The sequence below is a fragment of the Azonexus hydrophilus genome (assembly GCF_038368255.1).
Lineage (GTDB): Bacteria > Pseudomonadota > Gammaproteobacteria > Burkholderiales > Rhodocyclaceae > Azonexus > Azonexus hydrophilus.
In genome coordinates this window covers 2,674,282-2,700,757 of record NZ_CP151406.1, presented here as the reverse complement: position 1 = coordinate 2,700,757, position 26,476 = coordinate 2,674,282, and the positions used below count along the sequence as shown (strand labels likewise).

Sequence of the window (26,476 nt, the reverse complement as noted above, 5' to 3'; positions counted from 1 at the left end):
TACGCTTCAGGGCCTCGCAATCGCGAGGCCTTTTTCATTTCGGGCATCACCATGAATCAGCGTCAGAGCAAGCAGAGAACCACCGATCCCTCACTGGACGCGCTGCGCGTGCCACCGCACTCGATCGAGGCCGAGCAGTCGGTGCTTGGCGGCTTGCTGCTTGACAACAATGCCTGGGATCGCATTGGCGACCAGGTTGCCGAAACCGATTTTTACCGCGACGAGCACCGGCGCATCTTCCGTCAGATCCGCAATCTGCTGGAAAAGGCCAAGCCGGCCGACGTGGTTACCGTCGCCGAAGCACTCGACGCAGCCGGGGAAGGCGATCAGACCGGCGGTCTGGCTTATCTCGGCGAGCTGGCAGCGAATACGCCATCGGCGGCGAATATCCGGCGCTATGCCGAAATCGTCCGCGAGCGTGCCGTCCTCCGGCAACTGGTGGCGACGGCAGATGAAATCGCCGGCGATGCACTCAACCCGCTTGGCCGCGATGCCGCCACCCTGCTCGACGAAGCCGAGTCGAAGATTTTCAAGATTGCCGAAGCCGGCGCCGGTCATGCCGAAGGCTTCGTGCATATCAACCCGCTGCTGACCCAGGTGGTCGAGCGCATCCAGGAACTGCACGACCGCGACAATCCGTCCGACATCACCGGTGTGCCCACCGGATTCGCCGACCTCGACCAGAAGACCTCGGGTTTCCAGCCCGGCGACCTGATCATCGTTGCCGGCCGTCCGTCGATGGGCAAGACGGCCTTTGCCCTGAACATCGCCGAGAATGTGGCGGTCGATACCGGCCTGCCGGTCGGCGTGTTCTCCATGGAAATGGGCGGTGCCCAACTGGCCATGCGGATGCTGGCGTCGATCGGCCGGCTCAATTCGCAAAGCCTGCGCACCGGCCGCATGAGCGACGACGAATGGTCGCGCCTGTCGTTCGCGCTTGGCAAGCTGCACGAAGCGCCGGTATACATCGACGAAACCGGCGGCCTCAGCCCGGCCAACCTGCGTGCCCGTGCCCGGCGTCTGGCCCGTCAGTACGGCGGCAAGCTCGGCCTGCTGGTGATCGACTACATCCAGCTGATGAGCGGCAACAAGCAGGGCGAGAACCGGGCCACCGAAGTGTCCGAAATCTCCCGCTCGATCAAGTCGCTGGCCAAGGAGCTGCAGGTGCCGATCGTCGCGCTGTCGCAGTTGTCGCGTAAGGTCGAGGAACGCACCGACAAGCGCCCGATGATGTCCGACTTGCGCGAATCCGGGGCCATTGAGCAGGATGCTGACGTGATCCTGATGATGTACCGCGACGAATACTACAAGCCCGATTCGCCTGACAAGGGCATGGCCGAAGTGATCATCGGCAAGCAGCGTAACGGCCCGACCGGGACCGTGCGCCTGGCCTTCCTCGGCGAATACACGCGTTTCGAGAATCTCGCTTCGGGCGGCTTCCAGGACGCGCGGGACTGATTCCTTCGCTCAGCCCGCGATGCGGCGGGCGCTGATCGACCAGATCCGCTCGCCGATCTTCGGTTCGCCGGCCGGTTTTCCATCCACCAGCAGTTCAGGCTGGATGAAGAAGGGCAGGAGCTTGCCGTCTCCCGGCAATTGCAGGTCGGTGCCGTTGTGGAAGGCCACCCAGTTCATTTCCCAGACGCCGAACAGCACGCGCTTGAGCGATTGCAGGCGGGGGTCGTTTCTGGACAACACTTCGTAGCTGGCGGCCCGGCAGACATCGCTCGGGTCGACCGGAATCCAGCCGTAGCCGGGCAGGTAGAACTCAGCGCGGACGTGCTGTCCCTGGCTGGCATCGTCGCTGCGCAAGCCCAGACTGCGGAACAGCCGGGAAGGGCCGGTGCGGATGCCGAATACGCAACGTGCGGGAATGCCGATGCCGCGACAGATGGCTACGAATAATCCGTTGATGTCGGCGGAGCGGCCCATGTAGCGCCCGGAATAAAGGAGCTCGCGGACATCGCCGATGCCGCAGCCCGGGGCGTTCGGGTCGTAAATGGAATTTTCGCAGACCCAGTCGTAGATTGCCTTGACCTGGGCAATCGGGTCCCTGATTCGGCCGACGATGCTTTCACCCAGGCTCCTGGCCGGACCATCGTTGGGAATCCGGTTGCTGGCGCGGAGATTGGCGCGCAGGATATCGTCGCGGTCGGGAGCGACGGTGCGCCGCGTGATGTCAAAGTGACGGTCGGCCGTGCTGACGGTGGTGACAACTTGCAGCGTGGCATTGGCGCCATCGTTCCACTCACAGTGCAGGACTTCAAGACGCTCATCCGGTTCGCGCTGTATCCCTGTATTTTGGGAATTGCCCTGCCAGGTGTGGCTGACGGTGCGCTGGTAGGTGGTTTCACGCGAAGACGGCAGAGGGAGCCAGAGCCTGGCATGTTTGCCCGGCGCGTTGAGTCGCAAGGTGGTGATGATCTGGTAGGTCTGCCATTCGGTGGGCAGTTCCTGCGCCCTGACTGGCGGCAGGCGGGATGCCGAAGTACCGTCCGGCGGGTTGTCGATCAGCGGATTGCTTGCACTATGGACACTGGGGGTTGCAGTCGCCGAAGTGCTGACTTTCCTGGTTGCTGTTTGAGGTTTCTTCTTGGGTTTTGCTGCAGGTTTTTTCTTGGTTGTGCTGGCCTTTTTCTTGGTATCGGCCAGGGCGTCGCCGGCAAACAGGGAAAAAAGGGCGGTGCTGGCCAGGAAGTCTCTGCGTTTCAAGGCTGTCCTCGAGCGGATGTCGAATTCGAAATGAAAAGGCCGTGTCGTGGACACGGCCTGTGGCTCAATATTTGCAGCGACTATAGCACGTCGGCCGCATGGTCTGCCAGACGCGAACGTTCGCCTCTTTGTAAGGTAATGTGACCGGAGTGCGTCCAGCCCTTGAAGCGGTCGACGACGTAGGTCAGGCCGGAGCTGCCTTCGGTCAGGTAGGGGGTGTCGATCTGGGCGATATTGCCCAGGCAGACCACCTTGGTTCCAGGACCGGCGCGGGTAACCAGTGTTTTCATCTGCTTCGGCGTCAGGTTCTGCGCCTCGTCGATGATCAGGTATTTCTTCAGGAAGGTGCGGCCGCGCATGAAATTCAGCGACTTGACCTTGATCTTCGAGCGGATGATGTCATGCGTCGCCGCCTTGCCCCAGTCGCCGCCGTAGGGGCTGCTTTCGTCGGTGTGGGTGAGGACTTCGAGGTTGTCTTCGAGAGCACCCATCCACGGTGCCATTTTCTCTTCCTCGCTGCCCGGCAGGAAGCCGATGTCCTCGCCGACCGGGACGGTGACGCGGGTCATGATGATCTCGGCGAACTGCTTGCCTTCCAGCGTCTGGGTCAGGCCGGCGGCCAGCGTCAGCAGGGTCTTGCCGGTACCGGCCTGGCCGAGCAGGGTGACGAAGTCGATGTCGGGATTCATCAGCAGGTTGAGCGCGAAATTCTGCTCGCGGTTACGCGCGGTGATGCCCCATACGGCATTTTTTGGATGCGTGTAATCGATCAGGGTTTCGAGGACGGCGGTCTTGCCGGCCACTTCCTTGACGATGGCCGAAAATCCGTCCTTCTCCAGCCAGACGAACTCGTTGACCAGTAGTTGCGGGCAGAGTGGGCCGGTCACCTTGTAGTAGGTCTTGGCGTCCTTTTTCCAGGACTCCATGCCCTTGCCGTGCTTGTCCCAAAAATCCTCGGGCAGGGCGCGCGTGCCGGCGTAGAGGATGTCGGTATCCTCGAGCACCTTGTCGTTGAAGTAGTCCTCGGCCAGCAGGTTGAGCGCGCGCGACTTGATGCGCATGTTGATGTCTTTCGACACCAGGATGACCGGACGCTTGGGGAATTTCTTCTGCAGGTGGATGACTACCGACAGGATCTGGTTGTCCACCTTGGACGTCGGCAGGCCCTGCGGCAACTCGGCGCTGATCGCCTCGGTCTGCAGGAACAGGCGGCCGCTGGCCAGCTTGCTCGATGGGCCCTTGAGGTCAATCCCTTCGTCGATATCGACATCGTCGCCGGCCAGCATCTCGTCGAGCGTACGCGAGGCCTGGCGGGCATTGCGGGCGATTTCCGACATGCCCTTCTTGTGGTTGTCGAGTTCTTCCAGCGTCATGATCGGCAGGAAGATGTCGTGTTCCTCGAAGCGGAACAGGCAGCTGGGATCGTGCATCAGGACGTTGGTGTCGAGCACGAAGATCTTGGTTATCGCGGATTTCTTGGCGGCGGGTTGGCGCGGCATGGAATGGTCTCGGCGGGGTTGGGGAAGGGGTCAGAGGGACTTCACGAAATCGAGGACTTCCTGGGCATGGCCGGCCACCTTCAGGCCGCGCCATTCGCGACGCAGAACGCCGTCGCGGTCGATGACGAAGGTGCTGCGCTCGATGCCGCGACAGGCTTTGCCGTACATCATCTTCTGCTTGATCACGTCGAACAGCGTGCACACGGCTTCATCCGCGTCCGAGCCGAGTTCGAAGGGGAAGGACTGCTTGGCCTTGAAGTTCTCATGGGCCTTCAGGCTGTCGCGGGAAATGCCGAGAACCACGGCGCCGGCGGCGACGAACTGGTCGTGCAGGTCACGGAAGTTCTGGCCTTCGGTGGTGCAGCCCGGCGTGCTGTCCTTGGGGTAGAAGTAGATGACGACGATCTTGCCGTACTGCTCGGATAGCCTGAACGACGTACCGCTGGTTGCAGGCAGAGTGAAGTCGGGGAGCTTGGTATCGAGCATGATGCCTTCCTGTTATGGGTTTCAAGGCATTTTGTTCGGAGGGCGCAGGCCGGGTCAAGCCTTTGTTAAACTCGCGTCCATGGGAAAACTGTCGATCAGTCTTTTGTTGTGCGTCTTTCTCGCCGCTTGCGGCGAGGTGTGGAATGCGCCCTACGGTGCCGGCGACGACGGTCGCGAGATTCTCTATACGGCCTTCACCGACCGGCCCAAGCATCTCGATCCGGCGCAGTCCTACACCGAAGACGAAAATACCTTCATTGCCCAGATTTACGAACCGCCGTTGCAGTATCACTACCTGCGTCGCCCTTATGAGCTGATCCCGGCGACGGTCGAGCAGTTGCCGCACCCGCGCTACTTTGCCGCCGACGGCCGGGCCTTGCCCGACGATGCGCCGGCCGAGGCGATTGCCGAAAGCGTCTATGAACTGAAACTGCGTCCGGGTATCCGCTATCAGCCCCATCCGGCGTTCGCGCTGGATGCCGCCGAGCAGCCGGTCTACCTCGGGCCCGGGGCGGCCGAAGGGCGTCAGCGCATCGCCGATTTTCCGCAGGTCGGAACGCGCGAATTGGTCGCCGACGACTATATCTACCAGATCAAGCGACTGGCGCATCCCCGATTGCATTCGCCGATCTTCGGCATGATGGCCGAGCGTATCGTTGGTCTGCGCGAACTCGGCGATGCCTTGCGCGAGGCGGCCAAGACCCAGCCTGCCGATGCCTGGTTCGATCTCGATGCCTATCCGCTGAGTGGGGTCGAACGCGTCGACGCGCAGACCTGGCGGATCCGCATCCGCGGCAAGTATCCGCAGTTCGCCTACTGGCTGGCGATGCCGTTCTTCGCGCCGGTGCCGCGCGAAGTCGACCGCTTCTTCGCCCAGCCCGGCATGCGGGAAAAGAACCTGACCCTCGACTGGTGGCCGGTCGGCACCGGTCCCTACATGCTCACCGAGAACGATCCCAACCGGCGCATGGTGCTCAGCCGCAATCCGAATTTCCGCAGTGAGCCCTATCCCTGCGACGGCGAGCCGGGCGATGCCGAGGCCGGTTTGCTGGCCGATTGCGGCAAGCCGATGCCCTTTATCGAGCAGGCAGTATTCACCCGCGAGAAAGAAGCCATTCCCTACTGGAACAAGTTCCTGCAAGGCTATTACGATGCTTCCGGGATTTCCTCCGACAGTTTCGATCAGGCGGTGCGCGTGAATGTTGGCGGCGATGTGGCCCTGTCCGACGAAATGCGCGACAAGGGCATCAGTCTGCTGACCGCGGTGCGCAGTTCGACCTTCTACATGGGTTTCAACATGCAGGATGCCGTGGTCGGCGGACTCGACGAAAAAGCGGCAAAACTGCGCCAGGCGGTGTCGATCGCTATCGATCAGGAAGAATTCATCTCGATCTTCCAGAATGGTCGCGGGATTGCTGCGCAAGGGCCGATTCCACCGGGGATTTTCGGTTACGAGGACGGCGAAGCCGGCATCAATCGCGTGGTTTATGACTGGGTCGATGGCCGGGCGGTACGCAAGTCCCCCGAAGTGGCGCGCCGCCTGATGGTCGAGGCCGGCTACCCGAATGGTCGCCATGCCAGGACCGGCGAGCCGCTGGTGCTTTACCTCGACACCACCGGCGGCGGCATGGGCGACAAATCGAGGCTGGACTGGCTCAATCGCCAGTTTGCCAAGATCGATGTCCAGCTCGTGGTGCGCAGCACCGATTTCAACCGTTTTCAGGACAAGCTGCGCAAGGGCAACTTCCAGCTTTTCTACCTGGGCTGGAATGCCGACTATCCCGATCCGGAAAATTTCCTCTTCCTGCTGCATGGCCCGGAGGGCCGTCTGCAGGGCGGGGCCAATTCGGCCAATTACGAGAATCCGGTCTATGACCGCCTGTTCCTGCGGATGAAAGACATGGAAAACACGCCGGAGCGCCTGCACATCGTCCGCCAGATGACGGACATCCTGCGCTACGACGCGCCCTGGGTGTTTGGGCTGCATCCCAAGAGTTACACCCTGACCCATCGCTGGCTGAAAAACCGCAAGCCCAACGATGTCGGCAACAACACGCTGAAGTATCAGCGCATCGATGCCGCCGATCGGGCAGCAGCCCGCCAGGCGTGGAACGCGCCGGCGAGTTGGCCGCTGTGGACCGGCCTGTTGCTGCTGGTCCTGATATCGCTCCCGGCGATACTTGCGTACCGGCGTCGGGAGCGGGCCGTGGTCAGGCCGTCCTGACCGTGCGCATCAGGTAATTGACGCTGGTGTCTCGGCCCAGGCTGTATTCCTTGGTGAACGGGTTGTAGCTCATGCCGATCAGTTCGCTGGGTTCGAGATTGCCCATCTTTGCCCAGCGCGAAAGCTCCGACGGCTTGATGAACTTGGCGTAATCGTGCGTGCCCTTGGGCAGCATCTGCAGCACGTATTCGGCACCGATGACCGCGAACAGGTAGGACTTGGGATTGCGGTTGAGTGTCGAGAAAAACACCTGTCCACCCGGCTTGACCAGGCGTGCGCAGGCGGTGATCGTGCTCGACGGATTGGGTACGTGTTCGAGCATTTCCAGGCAGGTCACGACATCGAAGCTGGCCGGCATTTCCTCGGCCAGTTCCTCGACCGAAATTTTCCGGTAATCGACCTTGTGGCCGCTTTCCAGCAGATGCAGTTTGGCCACGCCCAGCGGCTTTTCCGACAGGTCGATGCCGGTGACCTCGGCACCCAGTGCCGCCATGCCTTCGGACAAGAGTCCACCGCCGCAGCCGACATCGAGTACGCGTTTGCCACGCAGCGGAATGCTGGCATTGATCCAGCCCAGGCGCAGTGGGTTGATGTCATGCAGAGGCTTGAATTCACTGTTCGGGTCCCACCAGCGGTGGGCCAGTTCGCCAAATTTCTCGAGTTCTGCGGGGTCGGCGTTGATCATGGTGCGATTCGCTATGTGGAAAAAGAAAAAGCCCTGCCGAGGCAGGGCTTTCCATTGTAGCAGCGGCAGATTACTTGGTGCCGATGACTTCGATGTCGACGCGGCGATCCGGCTGCAGGCAGGCGATCAGGGCCGGGGTCTTGGCGTTGCCCTTGCAGGTGTCGCCGGTGACCGGCTGGGTCTTGCCCTTGCCTTCGGTGTAGATGCGGTTGGCTTCGATACCCTTGGCAACCAGGTATTCCTTGACCGCAGCAGCACGCTTCTCGGACAGGGCCTGGTTGTAGGCGGCACCGCCGATGCGGTCGGTGTGGCCGACGGCCAGGATCACTTCGAGCTTGATCTGGGCAGCCTTGGCAACCAGCTCGTCGAGCTTGGCCTGGCCTTCCGGACGCAGAACAGCCTTGTTGAAGTCGAACAGTGCGTCGGCGGCGACGGTGATCTTCTCACCGGTCGGCTTCGGCGCGGCGACAGCGGCCGGGGCCGGGGCAGCAGCCTTGCCTTCGCAGGTTTCCTTCGGCAGCAGGTCCTTGTCGCATTCGCAACCGGCCTTGTCGGCGGCGGCGCCGGCCGGGGTCCAGTAGCCGGTGCGCCAGCACAGGCCGGTACCCGACTTGGCGACGACGTCGCGCTGGTCGATGACATAGACGCGTTCCTGGGCAACGGCGGAGAAGCCGATGCCGGCCAGCAGGGCCACGGCCAGGGTTTTTTTGGCGATATTCTTGATCATAGTCTTCCCTCGTTGAAGAATGGGTTTGATTACAGCGGCTTGCATCAGGATGAGCGTTGTTTTCCTGTGCTCACTTCCAACTTATTCTGCCATAGCGCTGCGCTGGCATCCAAGTGAAATTCCTTGCCAATGCGTAAAGTTTTGTGCTCGACGAGACATTTTCCGGCAATCCAGACGTCGCTGACCTGTTCCCTGCCAGCGACGTGAATCAATTGGGACAGCGGATCGAAGCAGGGCTGGCAAACAATATCCTCGAGACTGACTGCGCACAGGTCGGCTGATTTGCCGGCAGTGATCGATCCGGTGACCTCGTCCAGACCGAGTGCGCGGGCGCCGTTGAGCGTTGCCATGCGCAAGACTTCGATGGCCGGCAGGGCGCTGGCGTCACCGCTCAGCCCCTTGGCCAGCAGGGTTGCCAAACGCATTTCTCCAAACATGTCCAGGCGGTTGTTGCTGGCGGCGCTGTCGGTGCCCAGTCCGATGTTGATGCCGGCCCGGTGCATTTCGGCAATACGGGCAAAACCGCTGGCCAGCTTGAGGTTGGACGTCGGGCAGTGGGCGATGCTGCAGCCGGCCTCGGCCATGGTGGCGATTTCGGCGTCGTCGAGATGTACGGCATGAACCCCGATGAAGCCCGGGCCGATCAGGCCGAGTTCCTGCAGACGCTGCAGCGGGCGTTTGCCATGCTGGGCGCCGGAATCGGTGATTTCCTGACGGGTTTCGTGGAGGTGGCAGTGGATGGGCAGGTCCAGTTGCTCGGCGAGCGTGGTGATGCGCTGGAAGGTACGGTCGGAGACCGTGTAGGGTGCATGCGGGGCCAGGCAGAAACTGATCAGCGGATGGTCGCGAAAGGCTTCGCGGGCGGCCAGGCCCTTGGCGATGTAATCGTCGGCATCGCTGGCGTAGTTGCCGGGAAATTCCAGCGTGGTGACGCCGAGTGCCGCGCGCATGCCGAATTCCGTGGCCGCCTGGGCGGCGGCGTCGGGGAAGAAATACATGTCGTTGAAGCAGGTGATGCCGCCGCGCAGCATTTCGGCGCAGGCCAGGCGCGTGCCGTCGAGCACGAACTGGCTCGATACGTGGGCGGCTTCGGCCGGCCAGATGTGCTGCTGCAGCCATTCCTGCAGCGGCAGGTCATCGGCAATGCCGCGCATCAGGCTCATCGCGGCGTGCGTGTGCAGGTTGATCAGGCCGGGGATCAGGATGTGCTGGTCGAGCTGCCGGTGTTCGCGCGCCTGGTAGCGGCGGCGGGCTTCGGCTGCTGGCAGGACGGCGAGGATGTGGCCGTTGTCGATGGCAACCGCATGCCCGCTCAGGACTTCGTCGGTGTCTACGGGGGCAATCCAGCGGGCTTCAATCAGCAGATCGATGGTTTCGGGTGTCGGTGTCATGGAATTGGGCATCTGTACGCCGTGGGCGGCGTGGTAAACTAACAAATTACGCGTGCTACAACCAAACAAGGCGTCGGCAATGCCGGCGCGGACACGAGAGACATGGATCAATTCGCCAAAGAAACCCTGCCGATCAGCCTCGAAGACGAGATGCGGCGTTCCTATCTCGATTACGCGATGAGCGTGATCGTCGGCCGGGCGCTGCCGGATGCGCGTGATGGCCTGAAGCCGGTGCATCGTCGCGTGCTGTTCGCGATGCACGAACTGAACAACGACTGGAACAAGGCTTACAAGAAGTCGGCGCGTATCGTCGGCGACGTCATCGGTAAGTACCACCCGCACGGTGATTCGGCGGTGTACGACACCATCGTCCGCATGGCTCAGGATTTCTCGCTGCGCTACATGCTGGTCGACGGCCAGGGCAACTTCGGTTCGATCGACGGCGACAACGCGGCGGCGATGCGTTATACCGAAGTGCGCATGGCCAAGATCGGGCACCAGCTGCTCGAAGACCTGGACAAGGAAACCGTCGACTTCGGGCCGAACTACGACGGCTCAGAGCAGGAACCGCTGGTCCTGCCGACGCGCATCCCGAACCTGCTGATCAACGGTTCGTCCGGCATCGCCGTTGGCATGGCGACCAACATCCCGCCGCACAACCTCAAGGAAGTCGTTGCCGGCTGCCTGGCGCTCCTGGAGAACCCGGCGATCTCGATCGACGAGCTGATCGAGCACATCCCGGCGCCGGATTTCCCGACCGCCGCGCTGATCTACGGCGTGATGGGCGTGCGCGAAGGCTACAAGACCGGCCGCGGCCGCGTCGTCATGCGTGCCCGCACGCACTTCGAAGACATCGGCAAGGGCGACCGCCAGGCGCTGATCGTCGACGAAATTCCCTATCAGGTGAACAAGAAATCGCTGATCGAGAAAATTGCCGAACTGGTCAACGAGAAGAAGATCGAGGGCATTTCCGATATTCGCGACGAGTCCGACAAGTCGGGCATGCGCATCGTCATCGAGCTGAAGCGCGGTGAGGTTGGCGAGGTCATCCTCAACAACCTGTACAAGCAGACACAACTGCAGGACACCTTCGGCATGAACATGGTGGCGCTGGTCGACGGCCAGCCGCGCCTGCTGAACCTCAAGCAGATGCTCGAGTGCTACCTGTCGCACCGCCGCGAAGTCGTCACCCGGCGTACCGTCTACGAACTGCGCAAGGCGCGCGAGCGCGGCCACATCCTCGAAGGCCTGGCCGTCGCGCTGTCCAACGTCGACGAAATCATCGCCCTGATCAAGGCGGCGCCGACGCCGCCGGATGCCAAGCGCGGCCTGATGGAGCGCACCTGGCGCAGCCCGGTGGTCGAGGAAATGCTGCTGCGCGCGGCTTCCGACGTTTCTCGTCCGGACGGCTTGCTGCCGGAATTCGGCCTGTCCGAACAGGGTTACCGCCTGTCCGACGCCCAGGCCCAGGCCATCCTCGAACTGCGCCTGCAGCGCCTGACCGGTCTGGAGCAGGACAAGATCGTCGGCGAGTACAAGGAAGTCATGGCCAAGATCCTCGATCTGCTCGACATCCTGGCCCGCCCGGAACGCATCACCGAGATCATCGTCGGCGAGCTGACGGCGGTGCGCGAACAGTTCGGCGACGACCGTCGTTCGGAAATCGTGCTGCACACGCAGGAACTCGGCATCGAGGACTTCATCACGCCGCAGGACATGGTCGTCACCCTGTCGCACGGCGGCTACATCAAGGCCCAGCCGCTTGCCGACTACCGCGCCCAGCGCCGTGGCGGCCGCGGCAAGCAGGCGGCGGCGATCAAGGACGAGGATTTCGTCGATCACCTGTTCGTCGCCAACACCCACGACTACATCCTGTGCTTCTCCAACCGCGGCCGCTGCTACTGGCTGAAGGTCTTCGAGGCGCCGCAGGGCAGCCGGACCAGCCGCGGCAAGCCGATCGTCAACCTGTTCCCGCTGGAAGAGGGCGAGCGCATCAACGCCGTGCTGCCGGTCAAGGAATTTGCCGACGACAAGTACGTGTTCATGGCCACCCGCGACGGCACGGTCAAGAAGACGCCGTTGTCCGACTTCTCCAACCCGCGCAAGGCCGGCATCATCGCCGTCGATCTGCTCGACGACGACTACCTGATCGGTGTCGAACTGACCACCGGCCAGAGCGACATCGTGCTCGTCTCGAATGCCGGCAAGGCAGTCTGGTTCGACGAGGAAGACGTCCGGCCGATGGGTCGCGGTGCCCGCGGCGTGCGCGGCATGAAGTTGCAGGAAGGGCAGAGCGTCATCTCGTTGCTGGTCGCCGAGGATGACCAGCAGACGGTGCTGGTCGCCACCGAGAACGGTTTCGGCAAGCGCACCGTGCTCGCCGATTTCCGCCACTCCGGTCGCGGCACGCAGGGCGTCAAGGCGATTGCCGATTCCGAGCGCAACGGCATCGTGGTCGGTGCCAAGCTGGTTGGCGACGACGACGAGGTGATGCTGATCACCACCGGCGGCGTGCTGATCCGTACCCGCGTTTCGGAAATCCGCGGCATGGGACGGGCGACGCAGGGGGTGACGCTGATCTCGCTTGATGAGGGCGAGAAGCTGGCCGGCCTGGAGAAGGTTGCCGAGTCGGTCGCGGAAAATGACGCCGAAAGCGAAACCGCCGTCGAAGGCGAAGCGCCGGCAGCCGACGAGCAAGGTGGAGAAGCCTAAATGACGCGTATCTGGAATTTCAGCGCCGGTCCGGCTGCACTTCCCGAGGAAGTCCTGCGCCAGGCGCAGGAAGAACTGCTCGATTGGCAGGGCGCCGGTTGCAGCGTCATGGAAATGAGCCATCGCGGCAAGGAGTTCATGTCCATCCTGGCGCAGGCCGAAGCCGACCTGCGCGAGTTGATGGGGATTCCCGAGCAGTACAAGGTGCTGTTCCTGCAGGGCGGCGCCACGCAGCAGTTTGCGCAGATTCCGATGAACCTGCTGGCCGGCCGTTCGGCCGACTACATCGTCACCGGCTCGTGGTCGAAGAAGGCGGTCAAGGAAGCGCAGCGCATCGGGAATGTCCGCGTCGCGGCGACGACCGAGGATAGCGGCTTCACCCGCCTGCCGACGGCCGAGGAGATCAAGCTTGATCCCTTCGCCGCCTACCTGCACGTGTGCACCAACGAGACCATCCACGGTGTCGAGATTCCCGCCCAGCGCATCGCCGACACCGGCGTGCCGCTGGTTGCCGACATGTCGTCGCACATCCTGTCGCGGCCGGTCAATGTCGAAAAATTCGGCCTGATCTATGCCGGCGCGCAGAAGAACATCGGCCCGTCAGGCGTGACCCTGGTCATCGTTCATCGTGACTTGCTCGGCATGGCGCCGCTGAACATCCCGACGGTGATGGACTATGCGGTGATGGCCGAGAATGGTTCGATGCTGAACACGCCGCCGACCTTCGGCATCTACATCGCCGGCCTGGTCTTCCAGTGGCTGAAGAAGCAGGGCGGTCTGGCCGGCATCGACGCGATCAACGCCGAAAAGGCGCGCATTCTCTACGAGTGCATCGACAACTCCGGCGGTTTCTACACCAACCCGGTCGATCCCGACTGCCGTTCGCGCATGAACGTGCCGTTCGTGCTGGCCGACGCCGCGCTCGACGCGCCTTTCCTGGCGGCGGCCAAGGACGCCGGCGTGCTCGGCCTGAAGGGGCACAAGTCGGTCGGCGGCATGCGTGCGTCGATCTACAACGCCGTCTCGCTTGACGCGGTCAAGGCGCTGGTCGGTTTCATGAACGATTTCGCCAAGCGGAACGGGTGAGCGCATGAACGACGATCTGCAGAAGGCCCTGGCCGGCGTGCGCGCCGATATCGACCGCATCGACGGCGACATCCTGCGCCTGTTGAACGAACGTGCCCGCTGCGCCCAGCGCGTCGGCGAGATCAAGGCCGAATTCGGCGACGCCGGCTTCATCTACCGCCCGGAGCGCGAGGCGCAAGTGCTGCGTCGACTGCAGGACGTCAATCCCGGGCCCTTGCCGAACGAGAACATCACCTTCTTCTTCCGCGAGGTGATGTCGGCCTGCCTGTCGCTCGAACAGCCGCTCGGCATCGCCTTCCTCGGCCCGCTCGGTACGTTCTCCGAGTCGGCGGCGACCAAGCATTTCGGCCACGCCGCCCGTCTGCTGCCGCTGGATTCGATCGACGACGTTTTCCGCGAAGTCGAGTCGGGCCATGCCCACTACGCCGTCGTCCCGGTCGAGAATTCGACCGAGGGTGCGGTCGGCCGGACGATGGACCTGTTGCTCGGTACCTCGCTGAAGATCTGCGGCGAAGTCGTGCTGCGCATCCACCAGAACCTGCTGTCCAAGGAAAGCGAGCTCGGCGCGATCACCCGCGTCTATTCGCATGCCCAGTCGCTGGCGCAGTGCCATGAATGGCTGAATCGCATGCTGCCGCAGGCGCAGCGCATCTCGGTCGGCAGCAATGCCCAGGCGGCGCAGAAGGCTGCCGAGGAGCCCGGTTCGGCAGCGATTGCCGGCGAGGCTGCGGCGGCTCGCTACGAACTGGCCAAGCTCGCCGAGAGCATCGAGGACGAGCCGAACAACACCACCCGTTTCCTGGTCCTCGGTCGCCACGATACCGGCGCCTCCGGACGCGACAAGACTTCGCTGATCATGTCGGCGGCCAACCGTGCCGGGGCGCTGCACGCGCTGCTGGCGCCGTTTTCCGCCAATGGTGTGTCGATGTGCCGGCTGGAGTCGCGGCCGGCGCGCAATGCCCTGTGGCAATACGTCTACTACGTCGATATCGAAGGCCATTGCGACGAGCCGGCGGTCAAGGCCGCGCTCACCGAACTGGCCGGCAACGCCGCCTACCTGAAAATCCTCGGCTCCTACCCGGTTGCCGTCTTCTGAGGAATGTCGATGTCCCTCACTGAACAAGCACTCGCCTACGTCCGCGCCATCTCACCCTACCAGCCGGGCAAGCCGATCACCGAACTGGCCCGTGAAATGGGCATCCCGGTGGACAGCATCGTCAAGCTTGCCTCCAACGAGAATCCGCTCGGTGTCAGCCCGAAGGCGAAGCGTGCGGTGGAAGCGGCGCTGGCCGGTGTCGAACGCTATCCGGACCAGTTCGAGCTGATCGCCAAGCTGGCGGCGCGCTGCGGCGTTGCCCAGAATCAGGTGGTGCTCGGCAACGGCTCCAACGACGTGCTCGACCTGATCGCCCGCGTCTTCCTCGCTCAGGGCCGTTCGGCGGTGTTCGCCCAGCATGCCTTCGCCGTCTATCCGCTGGCCACGCTGTCCACCGGTGCCGAACTGATCTGCGTGCCGGCCAGGGATTTCGGCCACGATCTCGACGCGATGCTCGCCGCGATCCGTCCGGACACCCGCGTCGTCTGGATCGCCAACCCGAACAACCCGACCGGCAACTTCCTGCCCTATCCCGAAGTGCGCGCTTTCCTTGAGCGCGTGCCGGCCGATGTCACGGTTGTCCTCGACGAGGCCTACAACGAATACATCCCGCCCGAGGCGCGCGTCGATACCGCGGCCTGGGTCGCCGAATTCCCGAATCTGGTGGTCTGCCGCACCTTCTCGAAGATCTACGGCCTGGCCGGTCTGCGCGTTGGTTACGGCATTGCCTCGCCGGCGGTGGCCGACCTGATGAACCGCGTCCGCCAGCCGTTCAACGTCAACAACCTGGCGCTCGCCGGGGCGCTCGCCGCGCTCGACGACGAAGAATTCCTGCAGGCCAGCTACGAACTCAACCGCCACGGCATGGCGCAGATCGTCGCCGCACTGGAAAAACTCGGCCTGGCCTACATCCCGTCCTACGGCAACTTCGTCACCTTCAAGGCCGGCGACGGCGCGGCGGTGAACCAGAAGCTGCTGCAGCAGGGCGTCATCGTCCGGCCGATCGGCGGCTACGGCATGCCCGAGTGGCTGCGCGTGACGATTGGCACCGAGGTCGAGAACGCGCGCTTCATTGCGGCGCTGGAAAAGGCCCTGTAAATGGACGCCGGTCAGCCCGAGTTCGGCAAGATCGTCGTTTTCGGCACCGGCCTGATTGGCGGTTCCTTTGCGCTCGGGCTGAAGGCGGCCGGCGCCGTCGAGGAGGTGGTCGGTTTCGGCCGCACGCCGTCGACGCTGCGTGTGGCGCAGGAACTCGGCGTCATCGACCGCGCCGGGATCAACCCGGCGCACGAAATCGGCGATGCCGACATCGTCCTGGTGGCGACCCCGGTGGCGCAGATGCCGGAAATCTTCGCCCGCATCGCGCCTTATCTCGGGCCGAACACCATCGTCACCGACGGTGGTTCGACCAAGGGCGACGTCGTCGCGGCCGCGCGGGCGGCGTTTCGGGGCCACATCGGCAAGTTCGTGCCCGCGCATCCGATTGCCGGTGCCGAGAACAGCGGGCCGTCGGCCGCAAGACACGACCTTTATCAGGGCAAGAAGGTCGTCGTCACGCCGCTTGACGAGAACAACGACGAGCGCCTCGACCGCGTCAAGCGCGCCTGGGCGCTGTGCGGCGCCGACATCTACGAGCTGACGCCGGAAATGCACGACCGCGTCTTCGCCGCCGTCAGCCACCTGCCGCATCTGCTGTCCTTCGCCCTGGTCCATGACCTGGCAGTGCGCGACGACGCCGAGCTGTTCTTCACCTTCGCCGCTTCCGGTTTCCGCGATTTCACGCGGATCGCCGCCAGTCATCCGGAAATGTGGCGCGACATCTGCCTGGCCAATCGCCAGGCGCTGCTCGGCGAACTCGACAGCTATCGCGCCCAGCTCGACGACCTGCGTGACGCCCTCGACAAGGCCGACGGCGAGCGCCTCGAAGATGTCTTCGGCATCGCCCGTCAGGCGCGCCGGGAGTGGGCGGGAAGCTGAGCATGCGGCGGCTGCGCGCGCTGCTCTGCGGACTCGCGTTGCTGTTCTCGCTGCCGCTCGCCGCCGCGCCACCGGAACTCCTGCTGGCCAACGTTTACCGCGACGGCATCGATGTTTCCGCTTATCTGGTCAGCGAAAAGCTCGACGGTGTGCGCGCCGTCTGGGATGGCGAAACGCTGCGTGCTCGCAGCGGCTACCGGGTCAATGCGCCGGCGTGGTTCACCGACCCCTTGCCGAAAACCGCCCTGGACGGCGAGCTCTGGCTGGCCCGCGGCCAGTTCGATCGGCTGTCCGGCATCGTGCGCCGGGATCAAGCCGTTGATGAGGAGTGGCGTCAGGTCCGCTACATGATCTTCGAGCTGCCGGGAGCGCCCGGCGATTTTTCCGAGCGCGCCGGTCGCATTCGGGAAATTGTCGCCGCCGCCGGCTTGCCCTGGCTGGAAGCCATACCGCAAACCCGAGTGTCCAGTCGGGAAGCACTGCAGCGGATGCTGGCGCAGACCGTCAAGGCTGGCGGCGAAGGCCTGATGCTGCACCGCGCCGATGCCCTCTACGAAACCGGTCGTTCCGATACCCTGCTCAAACTCAAGCCCTGGCTTGATGCCGAGGCTGTCGTCATTGCGCATCTGCCAGGCAAGGGAAAATATCTCGGGCTGATGGGCGCCTTGCGCCTGCGCATGCCGGACGGTCGTGAATTTCGTCTGGGTACGGGATTTACCGATGCGCAACGCAGAAACCCTCCGCCGCTTGGTGCGACGGTCACTTACCGCTATCGCGAACTGACGCCCAACGGTCTGCCGCGCTTCGCCAGTTTCCTGAGGATTCGTCAGGAATGAATGGCGGCTGGGATAAAATCCGGCTTATTTCGTAGGCAGCGACTTTCATGATCCTCGTCACAGGTGGCGCCGGCTTCATCGGCAGCAATTTCGTTCTTGACTGGTGCGCGCAGCATAACGAGAGCGTCATCAACCTCGATGCCCTGACTTACGCGGGCAATCTGGAAAATCTCGCGACGCTCGACGGGAATCCGGCGCATGTATTCGTCCGCGGCGACATCGGCGATTTCGGTCTGGTCGCCAGACTGCTTGCCGAGCACAAACCGCGCGCAGTCATCAATTTTGCCGCCGAGTCGCATGTCGATCGCAGCATTCATGGCCCGGAAGATTTCATCCAGACCAATATCGTCGGCACTTTCCGCCTGCTGGAAGCCGTGCGCGCCTATTTCGGCGGGCTGAACGAAACCGACAAGGCCGCCTTCCGTTTCCTGCACGTGTCGACCGACGAGGTGTACGGCTCGCTGGCCAAGGACGATCCGGCCTTTACCGAGACCAACCGCTACGAGCCGAACAGCCCGTACTCGGCGAGCAAGGCGGCGTCCGACCATCTGGTGCGCGCCTATCACCACACCTACGGGCTGCCGGTGCTGACCACCAACTGCTCGAACAACTACGGCCCTTACCATTTCCCGGAAAAGCTGATCCCGCTGTGCATCCACAACGCGCTGGCCGGCAAGCCCCTGCCGATCTACGGTGACGGCCAGCAGATCCGCGACTGGCTGTACGTCAAGGATCACTGCAGCGCCATCCGCCGTGTGCTCGAAGCTGGCCGGCTGGGCGAGGTGTACAACGTTGGCGGCTGGAACGAGAAGGCCAATCTCGACGTGGTGCACACGCTGTGCGCGATCCTGGACGAATTGAGTCCGCGTGCCGACGGCAAGTCGTACCGGGAACAGATCACCTTCGTGACCGACCGGCCGGGCCACGATCGCCGCTACGCCATCGATGCGACGAAGCTGGAGCGCGAACTCGGCTGGAAGCCGGCGGAAACCTTCGAAACCGGCATCCGCAAGACGGTCCGCTGGTATCTGGACAATCAGGACTGGGTGAAAAACGTCACCAGCGGCGCATATCGCGACTGGCTGGGCAAACACTATGGAGAGTGCGCATGAGTTCGGGAAAAAAACAGCGCAAGGGCATCATCCTTGCCGGCGGTTCCGGTACCCGCCTGTATCCGGTCACGCTGGCAGTTTCCAAGCAATTGCTGCCGATCCACGACAAACCGATGATTTATTACCCGCTGAGCACGCTGATGCTGGCAGGTATCCGTGACATCCTGATCATCTCGACGCCGCAGGACACCCCGCGCTTCCAGCAACTGCTCGGCGACGGCAGCCAGTGGGGACTGAACCTGCAATACACGGTACAGCCGAGCCCGGACGGCCTCGCACAGGCCTTCATCATCGGCCGCGAATTCGTCGGCAACGACAATTCGACGCTGATCCTAGGTGACAATATTTTCTATGGCCATGAGTTGGCCGCCGATCTGGCGGAAGTTGGTGCCCAGGCCAGTGGTGCCACCGTTTTCGCCTATCATGTACATGATCCGGAACGTTATGGCGTCGTCGAGTTCGACCAGGAGGGTCGTGCGGTCAGTCTGGAGGAAAAGCCCAGGCTGCCGAAGTCACACTATGCTGTTACCGGTCTTTATTTCTATGATGATCAGGTGATCGACATGGCCCGCGATCTTCGCCCGTCGGCCAGAGGCGAATTGGAGATCACCGATATCAACCGCCTTTATCTTGAGCGCGGTCAGTTGAACGTCAGGCTCATGGGGCGCGGTCACGCCTGGCTAGATACCGGTACCCACGAGAGCCTGCTCGAGGCCAGCCAGTTCATAGCCACCATCGAGAAGCGACAGGGGTTGAAAATATCCTGTCCCGAGGAAATCGCCTTCCGTAAGGGCTGGATAGATGCCGGGCAACTTGAAGTGCTGGCTGCGCCGATGCTCAAGAACCCCTATGGTCAGTATTTGTCCGCTCTGTTGTCGGACAGGGCGATGTGATGCGCTTGCTCGCCATGCCCCTTCCCGGTGTCCTGCTGTTGGAGCCGACAGTATTCGGTGATACGCGCGGTTTTTTCTTCGAGAGTTTCAATCAGCGTGCCTTCGATGAACTCGTCGGGGAGCATGTCAGGTTTGTTCAGGATAATCACTCAAAAAGTACCATCGGAGTGCTCAGGGGCTTGCATTACCAACTGCCGCCCAAGGCTCAAGGCAAACTGATACGCGTCATTCAGGGCGAGGTTTACGATGTTGCGGTGGACCTGCGTCGCGATTCGGCGACTTTCGGTCATTGGTCCGGGACGTTGCTGTCGGCCGAAAACAAGCGGCAGATATGGATTCCGCCCGGTTTTGCGCACGGTTTCGTGACTTTGAGCGAAACGGCGGAGTTTCTGTACAAGACGACCGACTACTACTCGCCCGCGCATGAACGCTGCATTCGCTGGGACGATCCCGCCCTGGCCATCGACTGGGGCTTTGCCGGGACGCCGTTGCTGTCGGCCAAAGATGCGGTGGCGCCGAGTTTTGCCGAGGCCGAGAAGGGCTTCTGAGGTTTCGTGCTTCGGACTTTCGCAGTCCACGGGTAAACTGGCGGACTTTCCACACAGTCCCGTCGCCATGGAATTCCTCGACCTCCCGCAATTATTGTCTGCTGCCGGTACCGTTCGCCTGCCCGGTTCGAAGAGCATTTCCAACCGCGTCCTGCTGCTCGCTGCGCTGGCTGAGGGCGAGACCGAGGTGCGCGACCTGCTCGCGTCGGACGATACCGAGCGCATGCTCGAGGCGCTGCAGGCGCTGGGCGTTGGCGTCACGCACCTGGGCGGTGAGCACTGGAAAATTGCCGGTTGCGGCGGTCGCTTTCCGGTCAAGGCAGCGGAATTGTTCCTCGGCAACGCCGGCACCGCCTTCCGGCCGCTGACGGCGGCGTTGGCGCTGGTCGGCGGCGACTACGTGCTGAAGGGCGTCGCCCGCATGCATGAACGGCCGATTGGCGACCTGGTCGATGGTTTGCGCCAGCTCGGCGCCGATGTCACTTACCTCGGCAACGACGGTTACCCGCCGCTGCAGCTCAAGCCAGCGACCATCCGCCCTGGCGGCGTGGTCAAGGTGCGCGGCGATGTCTCCAGCCAGTTCCTGACCGGCCTGCTGATGGCCTTGCCGCTGACCGGCGAGACGGTGGCCGTCGAAGTGGTCGGCGAGCTGATTTCCAAGCCCTACATCGAGATCACGCTGGCGACCATGGCCCGCTTCGGGGTTGTCGTCGAGCGCGACGGCTGGCAGCGCTTTTCGGTCAGGGCCGGTAGCCGCTACCAGTCGCCGGGCACGGTGTATGTCGAAGGCGATGCCTCGTCGGCGTCCTACTTCCTGGCGCTCGGGGCGATTGGTGGCGGACCGGTGCGCGTCGAAGGCGTTGGCGCCGATTCGATCCAGGGCGACGTGAAATTCGCCGAAGCGCTGGCGCAGATGGGCGCCATCATCGAAACCGGGCCGAACTGGATGGCAGCGCGTGCGCCAGAGGGCGGGCTGGTCGCCGTCGACCTCGATTGCAACCACATTCCCGATGCGGCGATGACGCTGGCTACCGCTGCGCTGTTCGCCAAGGGCACGACCACGCTGCGCAACATCGCCAGCTGGCGGGTCAAGGAAACCGACCGCATCGCCGCGATGGCGACCGAACTGCGCAAGCTCGGCGCCCAAGTCGAGGAGGGCGCCGATTACATCCGCGTCACCCCGGCGCCGCTGAAGCCGGCGGCCATCGATACCTATGACGATCACCGCATGGCCATGTGCTTCTCGCTGGCGGCGTTTGCGACGCCGCTGCGGATCAACGATCCGAAGTGCGTCGGCAAGACCTTCCCCGATTACTTCGAGCGCTTTGCCGAAGTCACCCGGGCGGCGCCGGTGATTGCCATCGACGGCCCGTCGGCTTCCGGCAAGGGGACGGTGGCGGCGCGCGTGGCGGCGGCACTCGGTTTTGCCTATCTCGATTCCGGCGCACTCTACCGCCTGACTGCGCTGGCCGCACAGCGGGCCGGTGTGGCCTGGGGCGATGAGGCCGGCGTTGCCGCCATTGCCGCCGGTCTCGACGTGGTGTTTACTGGTGAGGATATTCGCCTGGCCGGCGTTCTGGTTGGCGATGCCATCCGCACCGAAGAGATTTCGGCGGGTGCCTCGAAAGTCGCGGCGCTGCCGGCCGTACGCGAGGCGCTGCTGTTCCGCCAGCGCGCCTTCAACACGGCACCCGGCCTGGTCGGCGACGGTCGCGACATGGGCTCGGTGGTCTTCCCGCGCGCACCGCTCAAGGTCTTCCTGACGGCGACGGCCGAGGCGCGCGCTGAACGTCGCTATAAGCAGTTGATCGAAAAAGGTTTCTCTGCTAATCTCCCGGACCTTCTGTCGGACCTGCAGCAACGTGATGCGCGCGATTCGCAACGCAGCGTGGCGCCGCTCAGGCAGGAGGCCGATGCCCGGCTGCTGGACACCACCCATCTCACCATCGAACAGGCGGTGAAGCAGGTGCTGGACTGGTTTGCCGAAGCATCGTTTCATTAACCTTCAACCCGTCGCGGGTCGTCTGATTCGTGGCAAGGAACTCACTCCGTAATGGAATCTTTTGCTCAACTTTTTGAAGAATCCCTGGCTCGCCAGGAAATGCGTCAAGGCGAAGTCATCACTGCAGAAGTGGTGCTCATCGACCACAATTTCGTCGTGGTCAATGCCGGCCTGAAATCCGAATCCTACGTTCCCGTAGAAGAATTCCTGAACGACCAGGGTGAAGTTGAAGTCGCCGTCGGCGATTTCGTCCAGGTCGCCATCGAAATGCTGGAAGACGGCTATGGTTCGACCCGTCTGTCCCGCGATCGCGCCAAGCGCATCGCCTCCTGGAACTTCCTCGAGCAAGCCCTCAACGACGGTGCCCTGGTTTCCGGCACCATCACCGGCAAGGTCAAGGGTGGTCTCACCGTCATGTCCAACGGCGTCCGTGCCTTCCTTCCGGGCTCGCTGGTCGACATGCGTCCGGTCAAGGACACCACGCCGTACGAAGGCAAGACCATGGAGTTCAAGGTCATCAAGCTTGACCGCAAGCGTAACAACGTCGTCCTGTCCCGTCGTGCCGTCCTCGAAGCGACCGCCGACAAGGATCGCGAAAAGCTGATGGAAAACCTCAAGGAAGGTGCCACCGTCAAGGGCATCGTCAAGAACATCACCGACTACGGCGCATTCGTCGACCTGGGCGGCATCGATGGTCTGCTGCACATCACCGACCTGGCCTGGCGCCGTGTCCGTCACCCGAGCGAAGTGCTCAATGTCGGTGACGAAGTGACCGCCAAGATCCTCAAGTTCGACGCCGAGAAGAACCGCGTCTCGCTGGGTATGAAGCAACTGGGCGACGATCCGTGGGTTGGTATTGCCCGCCGTTACCCGGCCGGCACCCGCCTGTTCGGCAAGGTCACCAACCTGACCGATTACGGCGGCTTCGTCGAAATCGAACAGGGCATCGAAGGCCTGGTGCACGTCTCCGAAATGGACTGGACCAACAAGAACGTCCACCCGTCCAAGGTTGTCTCGCTCGGCGACGAAGTCGAAGTCATGATCCTGGAAATCGACGAAGAGCGTCGCCGTATCTCGCTGGGCATGAAGCAGTGCCAGGCGAATCCGTGGGACGACTTCGCGATGAACCACAAGAAGGGCGACAAGGTGAAGGGCGGTATCAAGTCGATCACCGACTTCGGTATCTTCATCGGCCTGCCGGGTGGCATCGACGGTCTGGTTCACCTGTCCGACCTGTCCTGGTCCGCGACCGGCGAAGAAGCCATCCGCAACTTCAAGAAGGGTGACGAAGTCGAAGCCGTGGTTCTCGGCATCGACGTCGAGAAGGAGCGTATCTCCCTGGGCATCAAGCAGCTCGACGGAGACCCGTACGCCAACTTCATCGCTACCCACGAGAAGAACAGCATCGTGCGCGGCATCGTCAAGACGGTTGACGCCCGTGGTGCCGTGGTCACGCTGGATGGCGAGAACGAAGCCTACCTGCGCGCCTCCGAGTTCTCCCGCGAGCGTACCGAAGACCTGTCCCAGCACCTGAAGGTGGGCGACGAGATCGAAGCCATGATCATCAACGTGGATCGCAAGACCCGTGGCATCAATCTGTCCATCAAGGCCAAGGATCAAGCCGAGCAGCACGAAGCCATGCAGAAGTTCTCTGCTGACACTTCCGCTGCCACCGGTACGACCAACCTGGGTGCCCTGCTCAAGGCCAAGCTGAACCAGCAAGGCTGATAGGCAGGCGACATGACCAAATCCGAGCTCATCGCCCGGCTGGCGGAACGTTTTCCGCAGTTGGTGGCGAAAGATGCCGATTTCGCAGTCAAGATGATTCTCGATGCGATGTCCGAAGCGCTGGTGCGCGGGGACCGCATCGAGATCCGCGGATTCGGCAGCTTCGCGCTCAACTATCGGCCGCCGCGCGTTGGACGTAACCCGAAATCCGGGGAAAAGGTCAGCGTGCCGGCAAAGTGGGTTCCCCACTTCAAAGCTGGTAAGGAATTGCGCGAGCGGGTCGATCAGTCGATCTAAAGCCGGGCTTGGCCCAATGTGGTAGATTCGGGGCAGTGAATTTCACTGCCCCTTTTCATTGAATGTCATGACAGCGCTTACCTGGTTCCTGCGTTTCATCATCTTCGCCTTTCTGGTCGTCTTTGCCGTCCAGAATACGGCACCGGTCACCCTGAACCTGGTGCTCGACTATCAGTGGCAGACGCCGCTGGTCATCCTGCTGCTGGTCTTTTTTGCCGGCGGCGCCATTCTTGGCGTGCTGTCGCTGGTCGGCGTGGTTTTTCGCCAGCGTCGCGAACTGTCCCGACTCCGGCGCGCCGCAGGCCAGGCCGAGTCAGCCGCGCCCGTGCTGCCCGACGTGCCTCCCCCGCAATGAACGATATCTTCGAATACTGGCAACTCCTGCTGGTTCCGGTGTTTTTTGCCGTCGGCTGGATGGCTGCGCGCATTGACATGCGCCAGGTGGTGCACGAATCGCGCGCCCTGCCGCGCTCCTATTTCACGGGCCTGAATTTCCTGCTCAACGAGCAGCCGGACAAGGCCATCGACTCCTTCCTCGAAGTTGCCAAGGTCGATTCGCAGACCGTCGAGCTGCATTTTGCGCTCGGCAACCTGTTCCGCCGTCGCGGCGAGACCGAGCGGGCCATCCGCATGCACCAGAACCTGCTGGGGCTGCCGGATATCGAGGAAAAGCACCGCTTGCAAGCCATGGTCGAACTCGGCCAGGACTTCCTCAAGGCCGGCCTGCTCGACCGGGCCGAGGAAATCTTCAACAAGCTGGTCGGCACGGCGCGCGATGCCGACGCCAAGCGTTCGCTGCTGGAAATCTACCAGGTCGGTAAAGAGTGGCAGAAAGCCATCGAGATCGCCCGCGAACTGCCCGATCTGGCCTCGCACAAGGAAATCGCCGAGTACTACTGCGAACTCGCAGCCGGCGAAATCATGCGCTCGCGCAGCGATTCGGCGAGGGCCTACCTTGATGTGGCGATGCAGGAGAACCGCAAGTGCGTTCGTGCCAGCATGCTGCTCGGCGACCTGCTTGCTCAGGAAGGCCGGACCGAAGAGGCGATTGCCGTCTGGCAGGGCATCGAACAGCAGGATCCCGCTTACTTGTCGCTGGTTGCCCAGCGCCTGCTCGACGCCTACCTGAAGCTGTCGCGCCGTGACGAAGGCATCGCGCTGCTCAGCGGTTATCTTGAACACTATCCCTCGCTCGATCTGCTCGACGTGGTCTATCAACTGGTACTCGAAGGCCAGGGCAACGAAGCGGCCTACCGGCTGGTGCGGGCCGAGCTGCAGCGCAATCCGACCCTGCTCGGCCTGGAGAAGCTGATGAGCGCGCGGCTGCCGCTGGCTTCGCCGGAGGTGCGCGGCGATGTCGAGCTGGCCAAGAGCATCATCCAGGGCTATACCCGCCGCCTGTCGCGCTATCGGTGCAATAATTGCGGCTTCAAGGCGCGCCAGTTTTACTGGCGCTGCCCGGCCTGCGGCGGCTGGGAAACCAATCCGCCGCGTCGCGGCGAAGAATTCGATCAATCCCTGTAGGACACCCATGCTGGAAAAACTCACGCAGGTCCGCCTGCTCGTCGTCGGCGACGTGATGCTGGACCGCTACTGGTTCGGCGACGTCAGCCGGATTTCGCCGGAAGCGCCGGTGCCGGTGGTCAAGGTCGAGCGCATGGAAGAGCGCCTCGGCGGTGCTGCCAACGTCGCCCGTAATGCCGCCTCGCTCGGTGCCAGGACGACCCTGCTGTCGGTTGTCGGTGATGACGATGCCGGTCGAGCGCTCAAGCGCCTGCTGCTTGAAGGGGAAATTGCTGCCGACCTGCAGGTCGACCGCGACATCGATACCACGGTCAAATTGCGGGTCATCGGTCGTCAGCAGCAATTGCTGCGCATCGATTTCGAAACCCCGCCATCGCATGAAATCCTGCAGGCCAAGCTCGCCGAATTCGAGCGCCGCCTGGCCGATTGCGACATCGTCATCCTGTCCGACTATGGCAAGGGGGGGCTGACCCATATTGCCGAGATGATCCGTCTCGCCCGCGCCGCTGCCAAGCCGGTGCTGGTCGATCCCAAGGGCGACGAGTGGGGCAAATACGCCGGGGCGACTGTCATCACCCCGAACCGTTCCGAACTGCGCGACGTCGTCGGTCGCTGGTCGTCGGACGCCGAACTGTTCGCCAAGGCGGAGAAACTGCGTGGCGAACTCGGCCTCGAAGCCCTGCTGGTCACCCGTAGCGAGGAGGGCATGACGCTCTTCGCCGACGGTCAGACCTTCCACCAGGCCGCGCAGGCCCGTGAAGTCTTCGACGTTTCCGGTGCCGGCGATACCGTCATCGCCACGCTGGCCGTGATGCTCGCCGCCGGCGCCGACTGGGCCGAGGCCATTCGGGTCGCCAACATCGCCGCCGGCATTGTCGTCGGCAAACTGGGTACCGCCGTTGTCACCCGCGACGAAATCGCGGGCGCCCTGTAAGGAGAAG

At 62.9% G+C, this 26,476-nt stretch carries 23 protein-coding genes; 17 read left to right on the top strand and 6 right to left on the bottom strand.

All coding sequences use genetic code 11. From position 1 onward, the window contains the following. Positions 1–51 precede the first annotated feature (51 nt). Positions 52–1,458, top strand: a complete 1,407-nt coding sequence (dnaB, locus tag AADV58_RS13005) for a replicative DNA helicase (protein ID WP_028995324.1) — start codon at positions 52–54, stop codon at positions 1,456–1,458. Between the two features lie 9 nt (positions 1,459–1,467). Here the strand turns inward: dnaB and AADV58_RS13000 are convergent, their stop codons facing one another. The 3 genes from AADV58_RS13000 to AADV58_RS12990 form a co-directional block, all read right to left on the bottom strand. Next, positions 1,468–2,712: a transglutaminase-like domain-containing protein gene (locus AADV58_RS13000; RefSeq protein ID WP_341743391.1), complete on the bottom strand. Its 1,245-nt coding sequence runs from the start codon at positions 2,710–2,712 to the stop codon at positions 1,468–1,470. Positions 2,713–2,792: 80 nt separating this feature from the next. Beyond that, positions 2,793–4,211: a PhoH family protein gene (locus AADV58_RS12995; protein WP_341743390.1), complete on the bottom strand. Its 1,419-nt coding sequence runs from the start codon at positions 4,209–4,211 to the stop codon at positions 2,793–2,795. Between the two features lie 30 nt (positions 4,212–4,241). Next, entirely contained in the window at positions 4,242–4,697 is a 456-nt protein-coding gene (locus AADV58_RS12990) for a peroxiredoxin (RefSeq protein ID WP_341743389.1), read from the bottom strand. A gap of 79 nt (positions 4,698–4,776) precedes the next feature. Between AADV58_RS12990 and AADV58_RS12985 the strand changes: the two genes are divergently transcribed. Beyond that, entirely contained in the window at positions 4,777–6,921 is a 2,145-nt protein-coding gene (locus AADV58_RS12985; RefSeq protein ID WP_341743388.1) for an ABC transporter substrate-binding protein, read from the top strand. Here the strand turns inward: AADV58_RS12985 and ubiG are convergent. The 3 genes from ubiG to AADV58_RS12970 all read right to left on the bottom strand — a co-directional run bounded on the left by ubiG (position 6,908) and on the right by AADV58_RS12970 (position 9,736). Further along, entirely contained in the window at positions 6,908–7,606 is a 699-nt protein-coding gene (ubiG, locus tag AADV58_RS12980; protein ID WP_341743387.1) for a bifunctional 2-polyprenyl-6-hydroxyphenol methylase/3-demethylubiquinol 3-O-methyltransferase UbiG, read from the bottom strand. The two genes, AADV58_RS12985 and ubiG, sit on opposite strands and share 14 nt — an antisense overlap. A gap of 70 nt (positions 7,607–7,676) precedes the next feature. Next, on the bottom strand, positions 7,677–8,333 hold the full coding sequence (locus AADV58_RS12975) for an OmpA family protein (protein WP_341743386.1): 657 nt from the start codon (positions 8,331–8,333) through the stop codon (positions 7,677–7,679). A 44-nt stretch (positions 8,334–8,377) separates the two neighbouring features. Continuing rightward, positions 8,378–9,736 carry a TRZ/ATZ family hydrolase gene (locus AADV58_RS12970; RefSeq protein ID WP_341743385.1) on the bottom strand — a complete coding sequence of 453 codons (1,359 nt, stop codon included), beginning with the start codon at positions 9,734–9,736 and terminating at the stop codon, positions 8,378–8,380. A gap of 90 nt (positions 9,737–9,826) precedes the next feature. On the opposite strand from AADV58_RS12970, the gene gyrA reads away from it, so the two are divergent. The 15 genes from gyrA to rfaE1 all read left to right on the top strand — a co-directional run bounded on the left by gyrA (position 9,827) and on the right by rfaE1 (position 26,469). Then, entirely contained in the window at positions 9,827–12,436 is a 2,610-nt protein-coding gene (gyrA, locus tag AADV58_RS12965; RefSeq protein WP_341743384.1) for a DNA gyrase subunit A, read from the top strand. Further along, the gene (gene serC, locus AADV58_RS12960) at positions 12,437–13,522 is read left to right on the top strand and encodes a 3-phosphoserine/phosphohydroxythreonine transaminase (RefSeq protein ID WP_298399856.1); all 1,086 of its coding nucleotides are present in this window, start codon (positions 12,437–12,439) and stop codon (positions 13,520–13,522) included. It abuts the gene before it with no gap. Between the two features lie 4 nt (positions 13,523–13,526). Then, positions 13,527–14,618, top strand: a complete 1,092-nt coding sequence (gene pheA / locus AADV58_RS12955) for a prephenate dehydratase (RefSeq protein ID WP_298399854.1) — start codon at positions 13,527–13,529, stop codon at positions 14,616–14,618. Between the two features lie 9 nt (positions 14,619–14,627). After that, a complete protein-coding gene (gene hisC / locus AADV58_RS12950) occupies positions 14,628–15,716 on the top strand; it encodes a histidinol-phosphate transaminase (protein ID WP_298399852.1) in 1,089 nt (362 codons plus the stop codon). Beyond that, positions 15,717–16,595 carry a prephenate dehydrogenase gene (locus AADV58_RS12945; RefSeq protein ID WP_028995313.1) on the top strand — a complete coding sequence of 293 codons (879 nt, stop codon included), beginning with the start codon at positions 15,717–15,719 and terminating at the stop codon, positions 16,593–16,595. Between the two features lie 2 nt (positions 16,596–16,597). Then, the gene (locus AADV58_RS12940; protein ID WP_341743383.1) at positions 16,598–17,431 is read left to right on the top strand and encodes a DNA ligase; all 834 of its coding nucleotides are present in this window, start codon (positions 16,598–16,600) and stop codon (positions 17,429–17,431) included. Positions 17,432–17,478: 47 nt separating this feature from the next. After that, on the top strand, positions 17,479–18,543 hold the full coding sequence (gene rfbB / locus AADV58_RS12935; RefSeq protein WP_028995311.1) for a dTDP-glucose 4,6-dehydratase: 1,065 nt from the start codon (positions 17,479–17,481) through the stop codon (positions 18,541–18,543). Beyond that, positions 18,540–19,436 (top strand): glucose-1-phosphate thymidylyltransferase RfbA, encoded by an 897-nt coding sequence (gene rfbA, locus AADV58_RS12930; RefSeq protein WP_281984072.1) that lies wholly within the window; start codon positions 18,540–18,542, stop codon positions 19,434–19,436. Before rfbB ends, rfbA begins: the two co-directional genes overlap by 4 nt. Then, positions 19,436–19,984: a dTDP-4-dehydrorhamnose 3,5-epimerase gene (rfbC, locus tag AADV58_RS12925; RefSeq protein WP_028995309.1), complete on the top strand. Its 549-nt coding sequence runs from the start codon at positions 19,436–19,438 to the stop codon at positions 19,982–19,984. The genes rfbA and rfbC overlap by 1 nt, the downstream gene beginning before the upstream one ends. Before the next feature lie 67 nt (positions 19,985–20,051). Further along, the gene (locus AADV58_RS12920; RefSeq protein WP_028995308.1) at positions 20,052–21,986 is read left to right on the top strand and encodes a bifunctional 3-phosphoshikimate 1-carboxyvinyltransferase/cytidylate kinase; all 1,935 of its coding nucleotides are present in this window, start codon (positions 20,052–20,054) and stop codon (positions 21,984–21,986) included. Positions 21,987–22,037: 51 nt separating this feature from the next. After that, positions 22,038–23,714 (top strand): 30S ribosomal protein S1, encoded by a 1,677-nt coding sequence (gene rpsA / locus AADV58_RS12915; protein WP_281984077.1) that lies wholly within the window; start codon positions 22,038–22,040, stop codon positions 23,712–23,714. Positions 23,715–23,726: 12 nt separating this feature from the next. Further along, entirely contained in the window at positions 23,727–24,011 is a 285-nt protein-coding gene (locus tag AADV58_RS12910) for an integration host factor subunit beta (protein WP_028995306.1), read from the top strand. 67 nt (positions 24,012–24,078) lie between these two features. Next, a complete protein-coding gene (locus AADV58_RS12905) occupies positions 24,079–24,366 on the top strand; it encodes a LapA family protein (protein WP_341743382.1) in 288 nt (95 codons plus the stop codon). Further along, entirely contained in the window at positions 24,363–25,535 is a 1,173-nt protein-coding gene (gene lapB, locus AADV58_RS12900) for a lipopolysaccharide assembly protein LapB (protein WP_281984081.1), read from the top strand. Before AADV58_RS12905 ends, lapB begins: the two co-directional genes overlap by 4 nt. 7 nt (positions 25,536–25,542) lie before the next feature. Then, positions 25,543–26,469, top strand: coding sequence for a D-glycero-beta-D-manno-heptose-7-phosphate kinase (gene rfaE1 / locus AADV58_RS12895; RefSeq protein WP_043421499.1), 927 nt, complete (start codon positions 25,543–25,545; stop codon positions 26,467–26,469). Positions 26,470–26,476: the final 7 nt, after the last annotated feature.

Excerpts from the sequence above, each read along its gene's own strand:
- dnaB (WP_028995324.1), top strand. The coding sequence starts at position 52 with ATGAATCAGCGTCAGAGCAAGCAGAGAACCACCGATCCCTCACTGGAC.
- AADV58_RS12995 (WP_341743390.1), bottom strand. The coding sequence starts at position 4,211 with ATGCCGCGCCAACCCGCCGCCAAGAAATCCGCGATAACCAAGATCTTC.
- AADV58_RS12990 (WP_341743389.1), bottom strand. The coding sequence starts at position 4,697 with ATGCTCGATACCAAGCTCCCCGACTTCACTCTGCCTGCAACCAGCGGT.
- AADV58_RS12985 (WP_341743388.1), top strand. The coding sequence starts at position 4,777 with ATGGGAAAACTGTCGATCAGTCTTTTGTTGTGCGTCTTTCTCGCCGCT.
- ubiG (WP_341743387.1), bottom strand. The coding sequence starts at position 7,606 with ATGATCAACGCCGACCCCGCAGAACTCGAGAAATTTGGCGAACTGGCC.
- AADV58_RS12975 (WP_341743386.1), bottom strand. The coding sequence starts at position 8,333 with ATGATCAAGAATATCGCCAAAAAAACCCTGGCCGTGGCCCTGCTGGCC.
- AADV58_RS12970 (WP_341743385.1), bottom strand. The coding sequence starts at position 9,736 with ATGCCCAATTCCATGACACCGACACCCGAAACCATCGATCTGCTGATT.
- gyrA (WP_341743384.1), top strand. The coding sequence starts at position 9,827 with ATGGATCAATTCGCCAAAGAAACCCTGCCGATCAGCCTCGAAGACGAG.
- serC (WP_298399856.1), top strand. The coding sequence starts at position 12,437 with ATGACGCGTATCTGGAATTTCAGCGCCGGTCCGGCTGCACTTCCCGAG.
- pheA (WP_298399854.1), top strand. The coding sequence starts at position 13,527 with ATGAACGACGATCTGCAGAAGGCCCTGGCCGGCGTGCGCGCCGATATC.
- hisC (WP_298399852.1), top strand. The coding sequence starts at position 14,628 with ATGTCCCTCACTGAACAAGCACTCGCCTACGTCCGCGCCATCTCACCC.
- AADV58_RS12945 (WP_028995313.1), top strand. The coding sequence starts at position 15,717 with ATGGACGCCGGTCAGCCCGAGTTCGGCAAGATCGTCGTTTTCGGCACC.
- AADV58_RS12940 (WP_341743383.1), top strand. The coding sequence starts at position 16,598 with ATGCGGCGGCTGCGCGCGCTGCTCTGCGGACTCGCGTTGCTGTTCTCG.
- rfbB (WP_028995311.1), top strand. The coding sequence starts at position 17,479 with ATGATCCTCGTCACAGGTGGCGCCGGCTTCATCGGCAGCAATTTCGTT.
- rfbA (WP_281984072.1), top strand. The coding sequence starts at position 18,540 with ATGAGTTCGGGAAAAAAACAGCGCAAGGGCATCATCCTTGCCGGCGGT.
- rfbC (WP_028995309.1), top strand. The coding sequence starts at position 19,436 with ATGCGCTTGCTCGCCATGCCCCTTCCCGGTGTCCTGCTGTTGGAGCCG.
- AADV58_RS12920 (WP_028995308.1), top strand. The coding sequence starts at position 20,052 with ATGGAATTCCTCGACCTCCCGCAATTATTGTCTGCTGCCGGTACCGTT.
- rpsA (WP_281984077.1), top strand. The coding sequence starts at position 22,038 with ATGGAATCTTTTGCTCAACTTTTTGAAGAATCCCTGGCTCGCCAGGAA.
- AADV58_RS12910 (WP_028995306.1), top strand. The coding sequence starts at position 23,727 with ATGACCAAATCCGAGCTCATCGCCCGGCTGGCGGAACGTTTTCCGCAG.
- AADV58_RS12905 (WP_341743382.1), top strand. The coding sequence starts at position 24,079 with ATGACAGCGCTTACCTGGTTCCTGCGTTTCATCATCTTCGCCTTTCTG.
- lapB (WP_281984081.1), top strand. The coding sequence starts at position 24,363 with ATGAACGATATCTTCGAATACTGGCAACTCCTGCTGGTTCCGGTGTTT.
- rfaE1 (WP_043421499.1), top strand. The coding sequence starts at position 25,543 with ATGCTGGAAAAACTCACGCAGGTCCGCCTGCTCGTCGTCGGCGACGTG.